The 18,781-nt window shown below is 57.4% G+C and carries 14 protein-coding genes and 1 riboswitch; of the genes, 6 read left to right on the top strand and 8 right to left on the bottom strand.

Features of this window, described 5'->3' with window-relative positions; translation table 11 throughout:
• Window positions 1-304: 304 nt before the first annotated feature.
• The 5 genes from FHW17_RS11275 to FHW17_RS11295 all read right to left on the bottom strand — a co-directional run bounded on the left by FHW17_RS11275 (window position 305) and on the right by FHW17_RS11295 (window position 10,230).
• Window positions 305-1,921, bottom strand: coding sequence for an ABC transporter substrate-binding protein (locus tag FHW17_RS11275; RefSeq protein WP_182509869.1), 1,617 nt, complete (start codon window positions 1,919-1,921; stop codon window positions 305-307).
• A 13-nt stretch (window positions 1,922-1,934) separates the two neighbouring features.
• Window positions 1,935-3,044 (bottom strand): alanine--glyoxylate aminotransferase family protein, encoded by a 1,110-nt coding sequence (locus FHW17_RS11280; protein ID WP_246706796.1) that lies wholly within the window; start codon window positions 3,042-3,044, stop codon window positions 1,935-1,937.
• Window positions 3,045-3,345: 301 nt separating this feature from the next.
• Complete coding sequence (locus FHW17_RS11285) at window positions 3,346-4,224, bottom strand: transglutaminase family protein (RefSeq protein WP_182509870.1); 879 nt, start codon at window positions 4,222-4,224, stop codon at window positions 3,346-3,348.
• An 11-nt stretch (window positions 4,225-4,235) separates the two neighbouring features.
• The gene (locus FHW17_RS11290) at window positions 4,236-6,632 is read right to left on the bottom strand and encodes a circularly permuted type 2 ATP-grasp protein (protein ID WP_182509871.1); all 2,397 of its coding nucleotides are present in this window, start codon (window positions 6,630-6,632) and stop codon (window positions 4,236-4,238) included.
• A gap of 265 nt (window positions 6,633-6,897) precedes the next feature.
• Window positions 6,898-10,230: a transglutaminase family protein gene (locus FHW17_RS11295; protein WP_113096534.1), complete on the bottom strand. Its 3,333-nt coding sequence runs from the start codon at window positions 10,228-10,230 to the stop codon at window positions 6,898-6,900.
• A 140-nt stretch (window positions 10,231-10,370) separates the two neighbouring features.
• Window positions 10,371-10,584, top strand: a riboswitch (cobalamin riboswitch).
• Between the two features lie 104 nt (window positions 10,585-10,688).
• Between FHW17_RS11295 and FHW17_RS11300 the strand changes: the two genes are divergently transcribed.
• The 6 genes from FHW17_RS11300 (at window position 10,689) to FHW17_RS11325 (ending at window position 14,646) form a co-directional block, all read left to right on the top strand.
• Window positions 10,689-11,042, top strand: coding sequence for a DUF1636 family protein (locus FHW17_RS11300; RefSeq protein ID WP_182509872.1), 354 nt, complete (start codon window positions 10,689-10,691; stop codon window positions 11,040-11,042).
• Window positions 11,043-11,172: 130 nt separating this feature from the next.
• Entirely contained in the window at window positions 11,173-11,982 is an 810-nt protein-coding gene (locus FHW17_RS11305) for an ABC transporter ATP-binding protein (RefSeq protein ID WP_182509873.1), read from the top strand.
• Entirely contained in the window at window positions 11,982-12,929 is a 948-nt protein-coding gene (locus FHW17_RS11310) for an ABC transporter substrate-binding protein (RefSeq protein ID WP_182509874.1), read from the top strand. Before FHW17_RS11305 ends, FHW17_RS11310 begins: the two co-directional genes overlap by 1 nt.
• Window positions 12,930-12,956: 27 nt before the next feature.
• Window positions 12,957-13,949 (top strand): iron ABC transporter permease, encoded by a 993-nt coding sequence (locus tag FHW17_RS11315; protein WP_113096633.1) that lies wholly within the window; start codon window positions 12,957-12,959, stop codon window positions 13,947-13,949.
• 65 nt (window positions 13,950-14,014) lie between these two features.
• On the top strand, window positions 14,015-14,251 hold the full coding sequence (locus tag FHW17_RS11320; RefSeq protein ID WP_113096531.1) for an AbrB/MazE/SpoVT family DNA-binding domain-containing protein: 237 nt from the start codon (window positions 14,015-14,017) through the stop codon (window positions 14,249-14,251).
• A gap of 11 nt (window positions 14,252-14,262) precedes the next feature.
• Window positions 14,263-14,646 carry a type II toxin-antitoxin system VapC family toxin gene (locus FHW17_RS11325; RefSeq protein WP_113096632.1) on the top strand — a complete coding sequence of 128 codons (384 nt, stop codon included), beginning with the start codon at window positions 14,263-14,265 and terminating at the stop codon, window positions 14,644-14,646.
• On the opposite strand, the gene cysQ is transcribed toward FHW17_RS11325, so the two are convergent.
• The 3 genes from cysQ to cysD are packed head-to-tail and all read right to left on the bottom strand — an operon-like array spanning window position 14,641 to window position 18,298.
• Window positions 14,641-15,450 carry a 3'(2'),5'-bisphosphate nucleotidase CysQ gene (gene cysQ / locus FHW17_RS11330; protein ID WP_348643731.1) on the bottom strand — a complete coding sequence of 270 codons (810 nt, stop codon included), beginning with the start codon at window positions 15,448-15,450 and terminating at the stop codon, window positions 14,641-14,643. The genes FHW17_RS11325 and cysQ overlap by 6 nt on opposite strands.
• 5 nt (window positions 15,451-15,455) lie before the next feature.
• Complete coding sequence (cysN, locus tag FHW17_RS11335) at window positions 15,456-17,393, bottom strand: sulfate adenylyltransferase subunit CysN (protein WP_210275861.1); 1,938 nt, start codon at window positions 17,391-17,393, stop codon at window positions 15,456-15,458.
• On the bottom strand, window positions 17,393-18,298 hold the full coding sequence (gene cysD / locus FHW17_RS11340) for a sulfate adenylyltransferase subunit CysD (protein ID WP_112527649.1): 906 nt from the start codon (window positions 18,296-18,298) through the stop codon (window positions 17,393-17,395). Before cysD ends, cysN begins: the two co-directional genes overlap by 1 nt.
• Window positions 18,299-18,781: the final 483 nt, after the last annotated feature.

Below are 18,781 nucleotides of genomic sequence, written 5' to 3' on the forward strand. Positions count from 1 at the left end.
ACAGCCATAAGGGAGAGTGTGGATGCAATATTAATCGCCTACGTTGCAGAACCCAGTTCCATGCAACCCACCCACCTCGTCATCCTCGGGCTTGACCCGAGGACCCACGGCAAAAGAAATCAAACAAATGTGGCCGTTCGCGCTTTTAAATTATGGGTCCTCGGGTCAAGCCCGAGGATGACGAGGTGGGTGGGTGACAGGGTGCTATATCCTGCAACACCGATGATTATCGTTCCAGCCAACACTCTCCCTCATGGTGAGCGTCCTGAGCTTGTCGAAGAGCGAACCGCACCCTCTCCAGCCCCTACCCTTTCAGCCAGACATTGGCCCAGTTGGACACGGCCCAGCGTGGATTGTCAGATACATTCTGCACCGTATCGCGCGCGACCGTAATGAATGAGAACTCGGCGACATTAATCAGCGGCAGGTCCTCGGCCACCTTCTTCTGCAACTGTTTGTAGAGGCCTGCGCGCTCGGCACCATCAATAGTTGAAGCCGCGTCTTTGATGAGATCGTCTATATCTGCGTTGACATAGCCATATTGGTTGGAGAATGGCACACCATCGGGCAAGCCGCTTTCAAACAGGATGGTGGTCGAGATGGCCGGGTCGGAGCGATAAACCGGCGTTGCCACGGTGATATCAAAATCATGATCCGTATAAACGGCCTTCAGATGTGCCGGCGTGTCATTGCTCACCACCTGCGCGTCAATGCCAACCTTTGCCAATGCCTGACGCAGATAATCGCCGAACTGTTTGGTTTCATTGAAAAATGGCGCTGGCAGCAATTTCAATTTAAAGCGAATGCCATCCGCACCGCGCTTATAACCCGCCTCGTCAAGCAATGCCTCGGCCTTATCAGGATCAAAGGCATAGGCGGCCACATCGGGCTCATAAAACGTCTTGTCATAGGCTGGCACAGGTCCTGTTGATGGCTTGGCATAGCCAAGGAAGATTGTCTTGATGACAAAATCCTTGTCGATGGCATGGGCCAGTGCCTGACGCACATTCGGGTCGGACAGTTCCTTGCGGCGATGGTTGATTTCGACAATGAGCTGATAGGTCAGCCCTTCATAACCATTGGCATAGACTTTCAGGCCCGGCACCTTTGAAATTCGATCAAGGTCAGCAAGCGGTACAGCCGAGAATGCAGCCAGCTGGATCTGCTCGGCTTCCAGCGCATTGCCTGCGGCGGCGCGGTCGGTGAGCACCTGATAGACGATTTCATCCAATGCCGGCTGGTCCTTTTGCCAATAGGCTTCATTGCGCTTCAGGAGATAATATTCACCCGGCTTGTGCTCGCCATATTTGAAGGGCCCCGTGCCAACCAGTTTCTCATTGGCCGGGTTCTTGGCGATGTCAGTGCCTTCATAGAGATGTTTCGGCACAACCGATGTGACAACTGGCAGCGCATTGCGGATAAGCTGGAATGGCGTTGGCTCAGAGAATTTGAAGATGGCCGTGTGATCATCCGGCGTTTCGACACTCTCCAGATTTTTGAAGACGACACGCCCGAGATTTTGCAGTTTCTTCCACACTTCGAGCGCGGAGAAAGCCACGTCAGCCGAAGTAAACGGCGTGCCGTCATGCCACGTTACGCCCTCACGCAGTTTGAATGTGGCCGTCAGCCCATCGGCAGACCCCCCCCATGCGGTGGCAAGGCGCGGCGACAAGCCATCCGTGCCATCATAAGATTGTTCGGCCAGTGGCTCGACAATCTTGCTGGCGACAAAGAATACGCCATTGGAGGCGACAATGGCCGGATTGAGATTGGCGGGTTCGCTGTCCCCGGCGACAACCAGACGCCCGCCTTTGACAGGCGTTGTGCCCTGCGCCCACCCAAGGCCCGGCAGCGCGGTCAGCGCGGCGGCACTGGCGGTCAGATGAAGAAAATTGCGCCGATTGAGCAGGATACGGGACATGCTGACGATCCTCTTACGAATTAATGGGCCGGGACAGAATTTGACTTAAAGCAGAGATCGTGGCGCGGGCAAAGTCCGGCCGGGCTGACGCGCCCATATGGCCGACACGCAGCAGTTTTCCCGCCGTATCGGCGCGGCCAAGCGACAGGAGAATGCCGTGTTCATCGCGCAACCGGTCGCGCAGGGCAACATCGCTGAAACCCTCCGGTGGCCGGAAAGCGGTGGCTGTTGGAGCTGCGTATTCCAGCTTTTTCGGCCAGAGTTTTAACCCAAGTTCCAGCAGCCCTTTGCGGGTGATATCAGCGGTTTGCGCATGGCGTGCCCAGACATTTTCCGGGCCTTCCTGTGCGTAGAGATCAAGCGCCGCGTCCAGTGCATAAATTTCCGCAATAGACGGTGTGACGGGGAATGGCTTGCCGGGTTCCGATGCGCCTTTCCAGCCGAGAACGCTGAGGAACGAACCGCGCGGTGCATCCGGATTGGCCTCAATTTTGGCCCATGCCCGTTCGCTCACCCCGATGAGGCTGAGGCCCGGCGTGCTGCCCAAGCATTTGGATGGCGATGTGATGAAAATATCGACATGCGCTTGGGGATGCGCATCCATGCCGCCAAATGACGACACCGCATCAACGATCAGATAGGCCCCGTGTTCGGCAACAATGGCACCGATTTCAGGCAGCGGATTGAGCGTGCCAGAGGGCGTATCGTGATGGCAGAGTGAGACAATTGTGATATCCGGACGCTTGCGCAGGATATCGCGCACCGCCTGCGGATCGATAATATCATCATAGGGCACGGCAAGCTCGATAACTTCCTTGCCATAGCGCGCGGCCCAACCGGCAAAGCCCTTGCCATAGACCCCGGAAACAAGGTTCAAAACCACATCATCACGCGCAATCAACGCAGCAGCCGCTGCTTCAATGCCAAGGATCGCCTCGCCTTGCATGATAACAGGCGCGGTGTCCTGCCGCAGCGCCAGCCGCAGCTTTTCGATGACACCGGCATAGAAGGTCTGAAACGCCGGGTCATAGTCGTAAAGAACAGGTTTTCCAAGCGCAGCAAGCACTTGCGGATAGGCAGGAACCGGACCTGTGGTCAGCATCATCGGGGGTATGGGGAGCATGGATCGCACTTCGAAATTTCATCCCATTTACCGATGCAAATGGGACTTATAGCAGACCATATTCTCACGTTTGATGGAAACCAAGAAAAACTGTTCCAATAATTTTAAAGTGGGTGGGAAATGGGTTCGTGGTTCGACAAGCTCACCATGAGGGAGAGCGCGGATGCAAGGCTAATCGCAAAGAGTGCAGATCAAAAAGATGACGGATCACAAAGGTTGCAGAACGTGGCTCCCTTTCATCATCCCTCTCCCTCATGGTGAGCTTGTCGAACCACGAACCATCCACACGCGCCCCAACCACCTACTCCAGCGGAATCACATCCACGGATTGTTTGGCTTCCTGTGAGCCGCTGGTTTTCAGCACACCGACAATGGGCGACACATCGGCATAATCCCGGCCATAGCCCACGGTAATGTGGTCATTGCCGGCCATCATCGCGTTGGTGGGATCAAACTCCTGCCAGCCCGCCTCGCGCCCGCACCAGACCCGTACCCAGGCATGCATGGCGTCGGCGCCTTCCAGCCGTTCCTTGCCGGGTGGCGGAATGGTGCGCAGGAAACCGCTGACATAGCCCGCAGGGATGCCGATACCGCGCAGGCCTGCGATCATGATATGGCTGAAATCCTGACAGACTCCGGCACGCAGATCAAAGGCCTCGCGCGCTGTGGTGCGCACATTGGTGGCATCGGAATCATAGGCGAACTCCGCATGGATGCGATTGCAAAAGTCACTCGCCGCCTCCATGACCGTGCGTGTCGTTCCCAAGCTTTTCGCGGCATATCCGGTGATATCAGGGTCAATGGCGGCCTGCATACTCGATGTGAGAAAGTGATGCGGCGCATCGGATGCCACGGACCAGACACCGCGTATTTCCTTGGTCAACCCGGCAAGATCAGGCGAAACATCCAGCATGTTCTGGGGACGCGCCACGTTGATGCGGGCTGTCATGGTCACATCAAGCATTTCATGCGGGTTGCGATAAACGATGGAGGTGACGGTGTTGGAAAAGAAGTCAGTAAAATCCGAACGTTCCGCTGCCGAAGGATCGAAAGACAGGCTCGAGGCCACCACGCGCTGAATGCCCGGCAGGGTCTGCGGCATAACGCGGATATGATGGCGGCCACCCGCCGCGGAGCGTTCATAATCATAGTGCAGGTGCAGACGGATATTATACAGCATCAATCATCCCCTCAGGCAAAATAGGTGTCGGAGATGGTATCGGACAGCGCGCCGATTTCATTGGCGAGATCATAAAGCTTATCAGGGGTCAGCTCATCGGCTTCCATGATGGCAAGCTGCGTGTGCAGCCGCAGCACATCCTTGGAAAAGGCGGACATGTGCGCCCCGGCATCACGCTGCGGTAGAAGGCTGAACTCGGTTTTCAGCGCATCGAGCTGGAAGATGATCGAGCGCGGGTTGAGCGGATCAAGCGCCAGAAGATCAAGCACGCTGATGCGGCCGGAATAGACACTATATTGCCGCCGGTGCGTCATGACGCTGTCGCCGATTTCAAGCAGCATTTCCAGCGCTCCCTCGGGCGCTTCGTGGCGGGAAAGATTGGCCAGAATGCGGGCCATCTGGATACCGCGCTCGACCCGGCGGCCGATTTCGAGGAAACGCCAACCGGTGAAACGATACATATTCTCATGCACCAGACCGGAGAACCCGGCCAGTTTGCGCAGGATAATGGTCATGGCGCGGGTGCCATCATCGCCCAGCGAGACGACATCCTGAAAGCGATGCACTGTCTTTGACAGATCGCGCAGTGCCAGCCAGCCATCGGGCGAGAACCGGTCGCGGATGCGCCCGGCGCTGAGCATGGCACCATCAATCGACCGCAACAGACCCTTCGGCACGGCCTCATCCAGATCAATACCGAGCGGTTTGAGCTGATCGCGCATTTCTGTCAAAAGCGGCAGTTCTGCATTAGCCGTCTCGGCATAGCGGGCATGACAGGCGCGCAGGATACGTGCTGTGGCTTCCGCGCGCTCGATATAGCGGCCCATCCACATCAGGTTTTCGGCGGCGCGGCTCGGCAGGGTGCCGGGTACATTGCGCCTGAAAGCATCATCTTCGCGCGGCAGCAGCGTATCGTGGCGCACCGGGGCCGAACTGGTGATCCACACATCCGCCGCCTGCCCGCCGCGCTGCATGGCGATCGCCGCTGTATCCAGCGTGAAGCCGACGCGGGCAAAACCGCCGGGCATAAAACTCCAGCCATCCTTGTGGCGGGCCGCAAAGACCCTGAGAACAAAGGGGCGCGGTTCGAGTTTGCCGTCGACATAAACCGGCGTCGTCGACAGTTTCACCGCTTCCTGACCCACCAGCCCACGACCATCGGTTTTGAGCCTGTGCAACAGAGCCTGACGCGCCGTATCGTCAAGCGCCGAGCCCAGAACCGTTGCCTGAACATCTTCAAACGGCAGGCGGGTTGACAGCGCCGGGCCGACCATCATCTGGTCGAGCCGGTTGATGACCTGCTGGCGCTCTTTCTCCTGCCCGCACCACCATGTGGCAATGCTGGGCAAAGCAAGGCTGCGATCATGCAGCGCCTTGGAAATGGCTGGAAGAAAGGCAAGCAGCGCCCGCGTTTCCAAAATGCCGGAGCCAAGCGCATTGACCAGCGAAACGGAACGCTGGCGCAGCGCACCTACCATGCCCGGTGTGCCGATCCACGAATCCGATTTCAGCTCCAGCGGGTCCATATAGGCCGCATCCATGCGCCGCCACAGCACATCGATGGGTTTCAGGCCGGAAACGGTGCGCACCATCACCCGGCCCTTGCTGACAGTCAGGTCATCGCCTTCCAACAGCATGATGCCGAGATAGCGGGCGATATAGGCGTGTTCGAAATAGGTTTCGTTGTTGGGACCGGGCGTGAGGATCGCCGCGCGGCCAGCAGGATCATTGATCAGGCTTTGCAGGGAATCGCGGAAATCCTTGAAGAACCCGGCGAGGCGATGAACATTCATCGCCGTGGAAATATCTGAAAGCGCGCGGGTGGTGGCAACGCGGTTTTCCAGCGCAAACCCCGCACCCGATGGTGCCTGCGTGCGGTCCCCCAGCACCCACCATTGGCCATTGGGCGCGCGGCCAAGCTCAAAGGCGCAGAAATGCAGGAAATGCCCGCTCGCCGGTTTGACACCGGCAACGGGATGCAGAAATTCGGGGTTGGAGGCGATGAGATCAGGCGGCAGCAAACCATCGCGCACCAGCCGGTTATCGCCATATATATCGGCAACAATATCTTCCAGAAGGTCGGCACGCTGGGTCAACCCTGTGGTGATGGCGCGCCAGTCATCCTCATTGATCAGCAGCGGAATATGGGCAAGCGGCCATTCCCGTTCCTGCGTGCCGGTTTCGTCATAAACACGGTAGAACACACCCGCATCATGCAGATACTGGTTGGCACGGGCAAAACGGGTGGCGAGCTTGTCTGACCCAAGCGTATCGAGCGAACGCAACAGCTTTTCCCAACCGGGGCGTACCGCACCGTTGGGATCAATCATCTCATCCGCCACCCCCGCCAGCGGTTTATAGCTGGAAAGGAGGCTGGAGAGAGGGCTTGCTTTCACGCTTTGTGACATTGGTGTGCTTTATATTCCTAATTGTTCATTGCTGCATGAGATGGTGTGTTGTTGAAGCGTGGTGCGTGGTGCGTGGTTCGACAAGCTCACCATGAGGGAGAGTGAGGATGCAACGATAATCGCCAGCATTGCAGATCACCAATGTTGCAGAACTTGACTCCCTTCACCACCCCTCTCCCTCATGGTGAGCTTGTCGAACCACGCACCCTCAGCGTTCACCCCCTCCAGAGGGGGTGAAAACCTCGTCACTATCAATTCCACAATCTCAATGGCGCGGCCTTCTCAGGTCGAGGGTCATGGGGAATTCACCTGATGGTTGCTCCCGGCGCAATTCATATCCACCTGTTGTATGACCGCGCGGCTCGAAACGTGCAAGCCGCCTCGCCTCAGCCTCGTTGGAATTGACCGGGAACGTATCATAGCTGCGCCCGCCCGGGTGTGCGACATGATAGACGCAGCCGCCAATGGCACGCTGCGACCACTGATCGTAAATGTCGAACACCAAGGGCGTATTGACAGGGATCATGGGATGCAGGCCGGAGCGCGGTTGCCATGCCTTGTAGCGCACGCCAGCCACCGCTGTGCCCTGTTTATCGGTCATTTTCAGCGGCACTTCGCGCCCGTTGCAGGCAACGCTGTAACGGGCCGGGTTAAAGCCATCGACTTTGACCTGAAGCCGCTCCACGGATGAATCAACGAAGCGTACCGTGCCGCCGATCGCGCCCTGTTCGCCCATGACATGCCATGGTTCGAGCGCCTGACGTATCTCCAGCTTGACGCCTTCATTCTCGATTTCCCCGCAGAAGGGAAAGCGGAATTCCAGCTGCGCTTCGAACCATTCCGGGCGGAAATCAAAGCCGTTCTCGCGCAGATCAGCGAGCACATCGAGAAAGTCCTGCCAGACAAAGGCGGGTAGCATGAAACGATCATGCAATGACGTGCCCCAGCGCACGAAACTGCCCTGTATCGGATTGTTCCAGAACCGGGCGATCAGCGCGCGGATCAGCAATTGCTGGGCAAGGCTCATACGCGCATTGGGCGGCATTTCAAAGCCACGGAACTCGACCAGACCGAGCCGCCCGGTGGGGCCATCGGGCGAAAACAGCTTGTCGATACAAATCTCAGAACGATGGGTATTGCCGGTGACATCCACCAGGAGGTTGCGGAAGAGCCGATCGACCAGCCATGGCAAAGGCGGCGTGCCTTCACCCGGTCGCGGCACCTGTGCCAGGGCGATCTCAAGTTCATACAGGCTGTCATGCCGCGCCTCGTCAAAGCGCGGGGCCTGACTGGTCGGACCGATGAACAGGCCTGAAAACATGTAGGACAGCGATGGATGGCGCTGCCAATGCAGAACAAGGCTTTTCAAAAGATCGGGACGGCGCAGAAACGGGCTGTTATTGGGCGTTTCGCCGCCAACAACCACATGGTTGCCGCCGCCGGTGCCGGTATGGCGACCGTCGATCATGAATTTGTCAGCGCCCAGTCGGGTCTGGCGGGCTTCCTCGTAGATCGCGGTGGTTGTCTCCACGCAGTCGCGCCAGTTGGCTGCGGGGTGGATATTGACCTCGATCACTCCGGGATCAGGCGCAACGCGGATGACATTGATGCGATGATCCTGCGGCGGGCTGTAACCTTCAATATGCACAGGCAGGCCAAGCCTGTGCGCGGCAGCTTCGGCAGCGGCGACCAGTTCCAGATAATCTTCAAGTGCCTCAACCGGCGGCATGAAGACGCTCAGGCGTCCATCGCGCGGCTCAACCGATATGGCCGTGCGCACTGCGCCGCCGATTTCGCCCAGTTCCTGCTCCACCCGCTCCTGTTGATTGCCTTCAGCCGCTGTGAAAGACGCAACGGTCAGTGGATGTTCAGGCGCGCGTTGCGTGGCGCGTGGTGCCGGGTCAGGCAGAGAACCGCGCTCGACTGACGGGTCAACCGGAACGATATATGGAAAATCCGACGGCGGCACATGCGGCAACGCACCGAGAGGCAGGCGGTAGCCCACGGGCGAATCCCCCGGCACGAGAAACAGCTTACCGCGACGCGTCGTCCATTTTTCACTGCGCCAGCGCGGCCCGGAAGCAAGGCTGTTCCAGCGCTGCACCGGCAGCACAAAACCGCTTGGCTCGGTGAGCCCACGTTCAAAAACCCGGGCAATACGGCTGCGCTCTTCGGGGTCTTTCAGCTTGGAATTGGAGGGGTCGACATTATCAGGCAGATTGCCTTCCTTGACGATCCATTCGGCCGGGTCTTCATAGGCGGGGGCCACCATCTCCTGTTCAACGCCAAGCTCATCCGCCAGCGCCAGCAGAAGCTTTCCGGCATCATCAGGCTTCACATCTGCCGTGCTGTTCTCAGGCGCGATCAGGTCAGGATTGACCCAGATCGGCTTACCATCCTTGCGCCAGTAGAGTGAGAACGTCCAACGCGGTAGGCTTTCGCCGGGATACCATTTGCCCTGCCCGTAATGCAGGAAGCCACCGGGCGCAAAACGCTCGCGCAGCCGCCGGATCAGTTTGTCGGCCTTTTCCCGCTTGGTGGGGCCGACGGCATCAGTGTTCCATTCGCCTGACTCAAAATCATCTATGGAGACGAATGTCGGTTCGCCGCCCATGGTCAGCCGCACATCGCGTTCTTTGAGGATGGCATCCACCTGTTCGCCAAGGGCATCGAGCGCATTCCATGATTCATCCGAAAACGGCTTGGTGATGCGCGGATGTTCGGAAACCCTGTCAACCCGCATATCAAAGCCGAATTCGACATTGGCAAACTCCGCCATACCGGAAATCGGCGCGGCGTTGCGGTAATGCGGGGTGGCGGCCAGCGGCACATGGCTTTCACCGGTCAGAAGCCCCGATGTCGGATCAAGGCCGATCCAGCCGGCACCGGGCAGATAGACCTCGCACCAGGCATGCAGATCGGTAAAATCCTTGTCTGTCCCGGCAGGGCCATCAATGGCAACGAGATCAGGCTTCAACTGGATGAGATAGCCCGAAACAAAGCGCGCAGCGAGCCCGAGATTGCGCAGGACCTGCACCAGCAGCCAGCTTGAATCGCGGCACGACCCAGAGCGCAGGCCAAGCGTCGCCTCCGGCTCCTGCACACCGGTTTCCATGCGGATGACATAGCCGATTTCCCGCTGGATGCGCGCATTGAGATCGACGACGAAATTCACCGTATTGGTCGGACTGCGATCAATCGTTGCGAGGAAGTTCGAAACCAGCGGCCCCACTGGTTCCGGCTTCATATAGATCGACAGGTCATCGCTGATTTCCTGCGGATAGTTGAACGGCCACGTCTCCGCGACCGGCTCCACAAAGAAATCGAAGGGATTATAGACGGTCATATCAGCGATGAGATCGACCTCGATCTTCAATTCCGTCACCGGTTCAGGGAAAACGAAGCGGGCAAGGAAATTGCCGTAGGGGTCCTGCTGCAGATTGACGAAATGATTGGCCGGACTGACCTTCAGGGAATGGCTGAGAACTTTCGTTCGCGAATGGGGCGCTGGCTGGAGCCGGATGATTTGCGGCCCGAGCATGATGGGCCGGTCATACTTGTAGTGCGTCAGGTGATAGACTGCTGCGTGAATTGCCATGTCGCCTCAAAAGCTACGATTCCACAAATACTCCAAGCACTCTACCGAGTTGTCAGCCAATTGAAATCTTTCATTTGCCAAAAATTTTGGCAGCGTCAAAAATTGCCGCATAAACGTGCTTGCAACGGCGGGGCTGGCCGCATAGCATCCGCGCCGATGGTTTCTCCGGCAAGACAACGCCGGGGATGAAAAGGGAACACGGTGAGGCGTACCCAAAAGGGACCGAGACCGTGGCTGCCCCCGCAACTGTAAGCGGTGAGCGATGCCTGACATGCCACTGGTTGAAAGACCGGGAAGGCAAGGCAAAGCTGAGACCCGCGAGCCAGGAGACCTGCCATCTCAATTGAAATTCGAACCGGACGGGGTGTGCCGGGAGCGATGCGATGTCTCTCCCGCATTGTCGCGATGGTGCATTGGCTGCGTTCCCCCAACCCCTGTCTTTGAGGCAATGGACAGGCATGAGCAGGCCGAACCACCAGATTATCGTCTGCACCCTGTGCAAGGCTTCCGACGGCGCACGACCGGGGCAGGACCTTGTCGACAGGCTTGCAGCGGAACTTAATGGCGATCCCGCCTATGAGGTACGCGGTGTCGGCTGCATGGCGGGCTGCGGACATCCCTGCACCGTGGCATTCCGCGCGCCTGACAAGGCGCAATATCTCTTCGGCGATATCTGCCCCGACGCCAACTTTGCCGACCTTATCGATTTTGCCCGGATGTATCAGCGCCTCGATGACGGCTGGTCCCAGGCGTCGCAGCGCCCGCCTGGCCTTTACGACAAGACACTCGCGCGAATTCCTGCACATCTATGACACGGCAGGCATTGACCAATGTTATAACGTTACTATACGAGAACAGTGTGCCTGATATGGCACGACAGAGTTTACCGATTTGGGACCCAGCACCATGTGTTTTGCCTGCAGTCACGGACATCATCAGCCCATGAACAACATCGTCATGCGCGCCGACGACGTGACATTTCGCACCTCCGGCCAGACGCTCGTCGACGAAACCTCGCTCGATATTGAGCAAGGTTCGCGGCTCGCCATTATCGGCCCGAATGGCGCCGGAAAATCCACGCTGCTGCGCATGCTGGCGGGTCTGCTACGGCCCTCCTCCGGCAATGTTTATATCGAAGGCACACCTATTGACCGGTTGAAACCCAGAGAAAGGGCAAGACGCTTCGCCTTTGTCGGCCAGACCGATGCGCCTGACCATCAGTTGCTGGTGGAGGATTATGTCTCGCTTGGCCGTATTCCGCATATGGGCGCTCTGACCAGGGCCGGAGATCGCGATATCGTGGCGGAGGCGCTGCTGCGTGCCAAGGTTGCCCAGTTTTCCCGCCGCCCCATAGGTTCGCTCTCCGGTGGTGAGAGGCAACGCGTGCAACTGGCTCGTGCGATTGCCCAGCAGCCTGATATTCTGTTTCTGGATGAACCCACCAACCACCTCGATCCGAAAGCGCGCAGCGAATTGCTGGCGCTTGTCGCCGGGCTCGACGTGACTGTCATCGCCGTGCTGCACGACCTGCCGCTTGTCGCGCCCTTTGCCACCCATGTTGCTGTCATGCACAGCGCGCAGCTGGTCGCCATTGGCACGCCGGATGAAACACTGACGCCGCGCATTGTCAGCGATGTCTTTGATCTCGACGTATTGCGCCTGCGCCACCCATCGCAGGATCGCGACCTCATGGTGTTCGAAGCACCGGAACCAACAACAACAATACAATCTGCTCAGCTACGGAGAATTTGATGAAAAGAACGTTGCTCGCCCTCGCTTTGTCGGCGCTATCTGCGCCCGCATGGGCGTTTCCTGTTACCGTTGACAGCTGCGGCAAGCCGCTGACCTTTGATGTCGCTCCCAAGCGCGCGGTCATTCAGGACATCAATATGAGCGAAATGGCTTTTGCTCTGCACCTGCAACCCTCCATAGTCGGGGTTTCGGGCATTACAGGCTGGTACAAGCTGGATGACGCTTTCAAAAAGCAGCAGGGTTCCATCCCCGAACTTGCACCCAAATATCCGACGCTGGAAAATCTCGTCGCCGTTGAGCCCGACTTTTTCTTTGCGGGCTGGAATTACGGCATGAAACCCGGTGGCGAAGTCACGCCCGATACGCTTGCGCCACATGGCATCAAGACGCTTGAGCTGACCGAAAGCTGCATTCATCTCGACAAGAACCGGCCAGCCGCCACCATGGACCTGCTCTACGGCGACATGGAAAAGCTGGGCAAGATTTTCGGCAAGGAAGATGACGCAAACAAGCTGGTCAGCGGCTGGAAGACCGAGCTTGCCAGCCTCAAGACCAAGATCGGCGACAAGAGCGGCACCCGCGTGTTCCTCTATGATTCAGGCGAGGACAAGCCGTTCACCGCAGGCAAATTCGCCATTCCGACGGCGATGATCAGCGAAGCCGGTGGCAGCAATATCATGGCCGATCTCGACACAAGCTGGGGCACCACCTCGTGGGAAACCGTGGCCACACGCAATCCTGAGTTCCTCGTGCTCCTCGATTATCAGGATGATGCGGGCTACCAGAAACTGCTCGACTTCCTCAAATCGCATCCGGCGATGAAGGAAACCGACGCGGTGAAGAACAATCGCTTCGTCGCCCTGCGCTATGCGGAACTGACGCCCGGCCCCGCCAATATCGAGGCAATCATCAAGATGACCAAGGCGATGCACCCGGAAGCATTCTGAGTGCTTCCGTCTATCCGTCAGCATCTGATGCTTATCGTGGGGGTGATGGCCATTCTGGCTCTCGCCCTCATCTCCATTGCCTATGGGGCAACGGTTATCCCGCTCGGTGACGTGCTGCGCGCGCTTGCCCATGCCTCCGGGCTCTCCGATACCGCTGTTCAGGGTCCTGTTGGCAAGATCATTGTTGATTTGCGCCTGCCGCGGGTGATCCTCGCCATTTGCGTGGGCGCCGGGCTCGGCATTATCGGTGCGCTCTTGCAAACCGTCACCCGCAATGATCTCGCCGATCCATTCCTTTTCGGCCTTTCCAATGGCGCGGCAGCGGGAGCGGTCTGCGTGATTACAATCATCGGCGACCGGTTCGGCATCTGGACCCTGCCGATTGCCGCATTCAGCGGCGGCATGTTGGCGGCCATTGTCGTGCTCATGCTGGTGCGGCGCGTGCAGGGACAGGGGCCGGAACGGCTGATCCTTGCGGGGCTTGCCGTCTCGTTCCTCTTTGCAGCGCTGACCAACTATATGGTGTTTGCCGGTGATCAGCGCGCCGCCCATTCGGTGATGTTCTGGACCCTTGGCGGCCTCGGCCTTGCCCGCTGGGAAAACCTGCCGCTGGCGCTTGTCGGCCTTGCGGCGATCCTCATCTACGCGCTTTACAACCACCGCAATCTGGATGCGCTATTGGCGGGCGAAAACACGGCGGAAAGCCTTGGCATCCGGGTGACACGCATCCGCAACACGGTGTTCATCGTCTGCGCTTTCTCAACCGCGATTTTTGTGTCGGTTGCCGGTGTCATCGGTTTCGTCGGCCTGATGATCCCGCATATTGCCCGGCGTTTTTCGGGCCAACTGCATGCGGGGCTGATTGTGACCTGCGCCCTGCTGGGTGCAACGCTGATCCTCCTGAGCGACCTCGCCGCGCGTTTGCTGCTGGCACCACAGGAACTACCCATCGGTATTGTCACCAGTTCCATCGGTGCGTTTTTTGTGGTGACGGTGCTGTTGAGGAAACGGCCGGGGTAGCAATTCTTGCAAAATTGCCTATCTAGGCCTATGCTTAGGCATATGCCAGAAAAGGAGATTCCACCATGCAGGAACGACAGGTAAAATTATTTCGCAATGGCAGGAATCAGGCTGTGAGAATCCCGGTGGAATTTGAAATGCCGGGCGATACCGCAATCATGCACCGTGAGGGCAACCGGCTGATTATCGAGCCTGTGAAACAACGGTCCTTGATTGAATTTCTGGCAAATCTCGAACCACTCGCTGACGAGTTTCCTGATGTCGACGAAGGGCTGCTCCCACTGCGTGAGATCGACCTATGACGCATACCCACATGCTCGACACCAATATGATTTCAGGTTTGATACGCCACCAAAACAGCCATTTAACGGAGAAGGTCAGGCAGCATAGCAAAACGGTCTGCACGAGCATTATCGTGGCAGCAGAACTTCGCTATGGGGTAGACAAGAAGGGCTCCGTACATTTGCGCGCGCGCATTGAAGAATTGCTGTCGATTATCGACGTTTTGCCGTTTGAAGGCCCTGCGGACATGCATTATGCCCGCATCCGCAATGAGCTTGAGGCGGCAGGAAAGACGATCGGCCCCAATGATCTTCTGATTGCAGCTCACGCCTGCGCGACCGGCACGGTACTGGTGACCGACAATATGAAAGAGTTCAACCGCGTCCCCGGTCTCCAAATCGAAAACTGGCTATAGCTTTCCCCAAGCGACAAAATTTGGATTGGCGAAATCAGCATCATCGGCCTGATTGCGGCGGCCATAGGTTAGTGGATTGCCGTCAAGCGTCAGTGTGACACCGCCCGCCGCGCGTAAAACTGCATCACCGGCTGCCGTGTCCCATTCCATCGTCCGGCCAAAACGCGGATAGATATCCGCCTCGCCCCGCGCCAACAGCCCGAATTTCAGCGATGAGCCGACGGAAACACAGTCTGTCACGCTGAACTTTTCAAGATAGGCATCGGTTTCCGGCGTGCGATGCGAGCGGCTGGCGACGGCAATCAGCGTGTCGGGCACTTGGCGGCAGGAAATTGCCCTGCGTGCAGTAATGCTACCGCCCTCGCCCACCGTTACCTCCTGCGCACCGGTGTCTCCACCCGTGAACAGAACGCCGCGAACAGGCGCATAGACAACACCCAGAACCGGGGCGCCTTTTTCAATCAACGCGATATTCACGGTGAAATCGCCGTTGCGGCTGACGAATTCACGCGTGCCATCAAGCGGATCGACCAGATAAAAACGCGCACCAAGATCACCGGGCACATGGCCGCCGGAGATTTCCTCTTCCGCAACCACAGGAATATCGGGCGTTGCTTTAATGAGCGCCGCCTGAATGATCGCTTCGGCGGCATGATCAGCCTTCGTCACCGGTGATTTGTCGTCCTTCAGTTCGAAGTCGCAACCCTCAGCGTAAATGCGCAGAATTTCCTGTCCGGCTGATATGGCGGTGGTTTCGAGGATGGTAAGGAGAGTGGTGTGGTTGATGGTGGTCAAGCTTGGCACCACCACTAAATCGACCACGAACTTTGATCGTAGTTGAAAATAATACCATGGTCGGTCAAAAGCTTTTCCACTTCCGATGCAAGAGCCTCGGTCGTGCGGCCAACCGTATGCAGGTGCAGTTCAGGATTTTCTGGCGCTTCATAGGGCGAGTCGACGCCGGTGAAATTCTTGATCTCGCCGCGCAAGGCTTTTGCATAGAGCCCCTTGGGATCGCGGCGGGCGCATTCCTCGAATGGTGTATCGACGAAGACTTCCAAAAACTCGCCATCACCGAGAAGCTCGCGCACCATGCGGCGTTCCGACCGGAAAGGCGAGATGAACGAAACGAGCACGATCAGGCCCGCATCCACCATCAGCTTGGCGACTTCGCCGACGCGGCGGATGTTTTCCACCCGGTCTTCTTCGGTGAAACCAAGGTCACGGTTAAGCCCATGGCGCACATTATCGCCATCAAGAATATAGGTGTGTTTGCCGAGTGATGAGAGGCGCTTTTCAACGAGGTTGGCAACGGTCGATTTGCCAGAGCCGGACAGGCCGGTGAACCAGATTACCGCGGGTTTCTGGTTCTTCTGGTCGGCGCGCGAGGCCTTGCTGACATCAAGTGCCTGCCAATGCACATTGGATGCACGGCGCAGGCCGAAGTCGATCATACCGGCGCCAACAGTCGCATTGGTGAGGCGGTCGATGAGAATGAAAGAACCGGTGGAGCGGTTCGACTTATAGGGATCGAACGCAATCGGCTCCTGCGCCGAAATATTGACGACGCCCACCTCATTGAGGTCAAGCGATTTGGCCGCCTCCTGCGCGAAGCTGTTGATATCGATTCGGTATTTGAGATCGGTGATCGTCGCCGTCGCCTGATCGGTTTCCGTGCGCAGGATATAGGAGCGGCCCGGAATCAACGCATGTTCGGAGAACCAGACGAGATGCGCGGCAAACTGATCCGCCACCTCAGGACGCGCACCCGGCGCTACCAGCATATTGCCGCGCGAGACTTCAACCTCATCCTCCAGCACCAGCGTTACCGCCTGCCCTTCAACCGCACGGTCGAGATCGCCATCCTGCGTGACAACGCGCTTCACCCGCGAGGATTTGCCTGATTTGGCTACGACAACCTCATCACCCGGCGCAACGACACCCGAAGCTATGGTGCCGGAAAAACCGCGGAAATCGAGATTGGGCCGGTTGACATATTGCACCGGAAAACGGAACGGACGCTCTTCATCCGCATCCGCAAGCGGCACATTTTCGAGGTGCTCAAGCAGCGCCGGTCCCTTGTACCAGGGCATGTTGGCGGAGGCGGAGATCACATTGTCGCCAAAGCGCGCCGACAGCGGAATGGGCTGGATCGACTGGAAGCCGAGCTTATCGGCAAACTCCTGATAATCGGCAACGATCCTGTCGAAAATCTCCTGGGAATAGTCAACCAGATCGATCTTGTTGATAGCCAGCACGATATTGCGGATACCGAGCAGCGAAGCGATGAAACTGTGGCGGCGTGTCTGCCGCAAAATGCCCTGCCGCGCATCGACAAGCACAATGGCAAGATCAGCAGTGGACGCGCCGGTTGCCATGTTGCGTGTATATTGTTCATGGCCCGGCGTATCGGCGACAATGAACTTGCGCTTCGGCGTCGAGAAAAAGCGGTAGGCAACGTCAATGGTGATGCCCTGCTCGCGCTCGGCCTCAAGCCCATCGACCAGCAGCGCAAAGTCAATATCCTCGCCATTGGTGCCGTGCTTGCGGCTATCATTCTGCAGCGCGGCAAGCTGATCCTCGAAGATCAGCTTGGTGTCATAAAGCAGACGGCCGATCAATGTCGACTTGCCATCATCAACTGAACCGCAGGTGAGAAAGCGCAGCAGCGATTTCTTTTCCTGCTCGGCCATATAGGCGCGGATTTCCTCGGCAGCGGAAGCCTTGATTGGGGCAATAGTGTTCATCAGAAATAGCCCTCGCGCTTCTTCTTCTCCATTGATCCCGCTTCGTCCTTGTCGATCAGACGTCCCTGCCGCTCGGATGTGCGGGCGATCAGCATTTCGCTGACAATCTCCGGCAGCGTCACCGCATCGGATTCAATTGCACCGGTCAGAGGATAGCAGCCCAGCGTGCGAAAGCGAACGAGCTTTTCCTCAAGCACTTCGCCGGGGAGTAATTGCATGCGCTCATCATCACGCATGATCAACATACCATCGCGCTCCACCACCGGCCGCTTGGCCGCGTAATAGAGCGGAACAATCGGGATATTCTCCTGCAGGATGTACTGCCAGATATCGAGTTCGGTCCAGTTGGAGATGGGGAAAACGCGGATGGATTCGCCCTTGGCAACACGGGTATTGTAGATCTTCCACATCTCAGGACGCTGGTTCTTCGGGTCCCAGGAATGCTGGGCATTGCGGAACGAGAAAATACGCTCCTTGGCGCGGGACTTTTCCTCATCGCGCCGCGCACCACCAAAGGCTGCGTCAAAGCCATATTTGTCGAGCGCCTGGCGCAGGCCAACGGTTTTCATGATGTGGGTGTGGGTGTTCGACCCATGTACGAACGGGCTGATGCCCTGATCGATGCCTTCCTGATTGCTGTGAACCAGCAGATCAAAGCCGAGACGCTTTGCTTCTGAATCACGAAACGCGATCATCTCCTTGAATTTCCAAGTGGTGTCGACGTGCAAAAAAGGAAATGGCGGTTTGGCCGGATAGAAGGCCTTCATCGCCAGATGCAGCATGACGGAAGAGTCCTTACCGATGGAATACAGCATCACCGGCTTGGAAAATGTCGCGGCAACCTCGCGGAAAATATGGATTGCTTCGGCTTCAAGACGCTGAAGGTGCGTCAGGCTCTTGGTCATGAAAATACTATCCACTGCTTTTCGGGCCACTGTGTTTCGAAAACCTCCGGGTTGCCCCGGTTTCCGCTTCGATTTCCAGATGTTCACCGCAACAAATATCGATCCAATTTTTCGGCTTCTTACGACTTGCCGAACCGTGCGGCAACCATAGTGGAACGCCCTGCATGAAGAAAAGGATGGTTTCACAAGGCAAGGCAAATTCACGCCAATTTATTGCTGCGAACGTCTGAAATATAAGAACATCATTCCAGCGAAGTTGAAAGCAAGAGTCTGACTTTTTCAAAAAAGCCGATCTGTGGAAAATTGATCCAGCAAAATTCACTGCCGGAACCGCCAATCAGAGATCATTTATATCAGGACGCCGTCGGCGGTAGTCGTTTTAGCCAAACATTACACATACATTACGATTGACCGAAATGATCATCTCTCCTAGATGCTTGTGAAAATTAATGAATTTGAATTCACCAGAAGTTCCGGAATTGA

Source organism: Phyllobacterium sp. P30BS-XVII (assembly GCF_014138335.1).
GTDB lineage: Bacteria > Pseudomonadota > Alphaproteobacteria > Rhizobiales > Rhizobiaceae > Phyllobacterium > Phyllobacterium meliloti.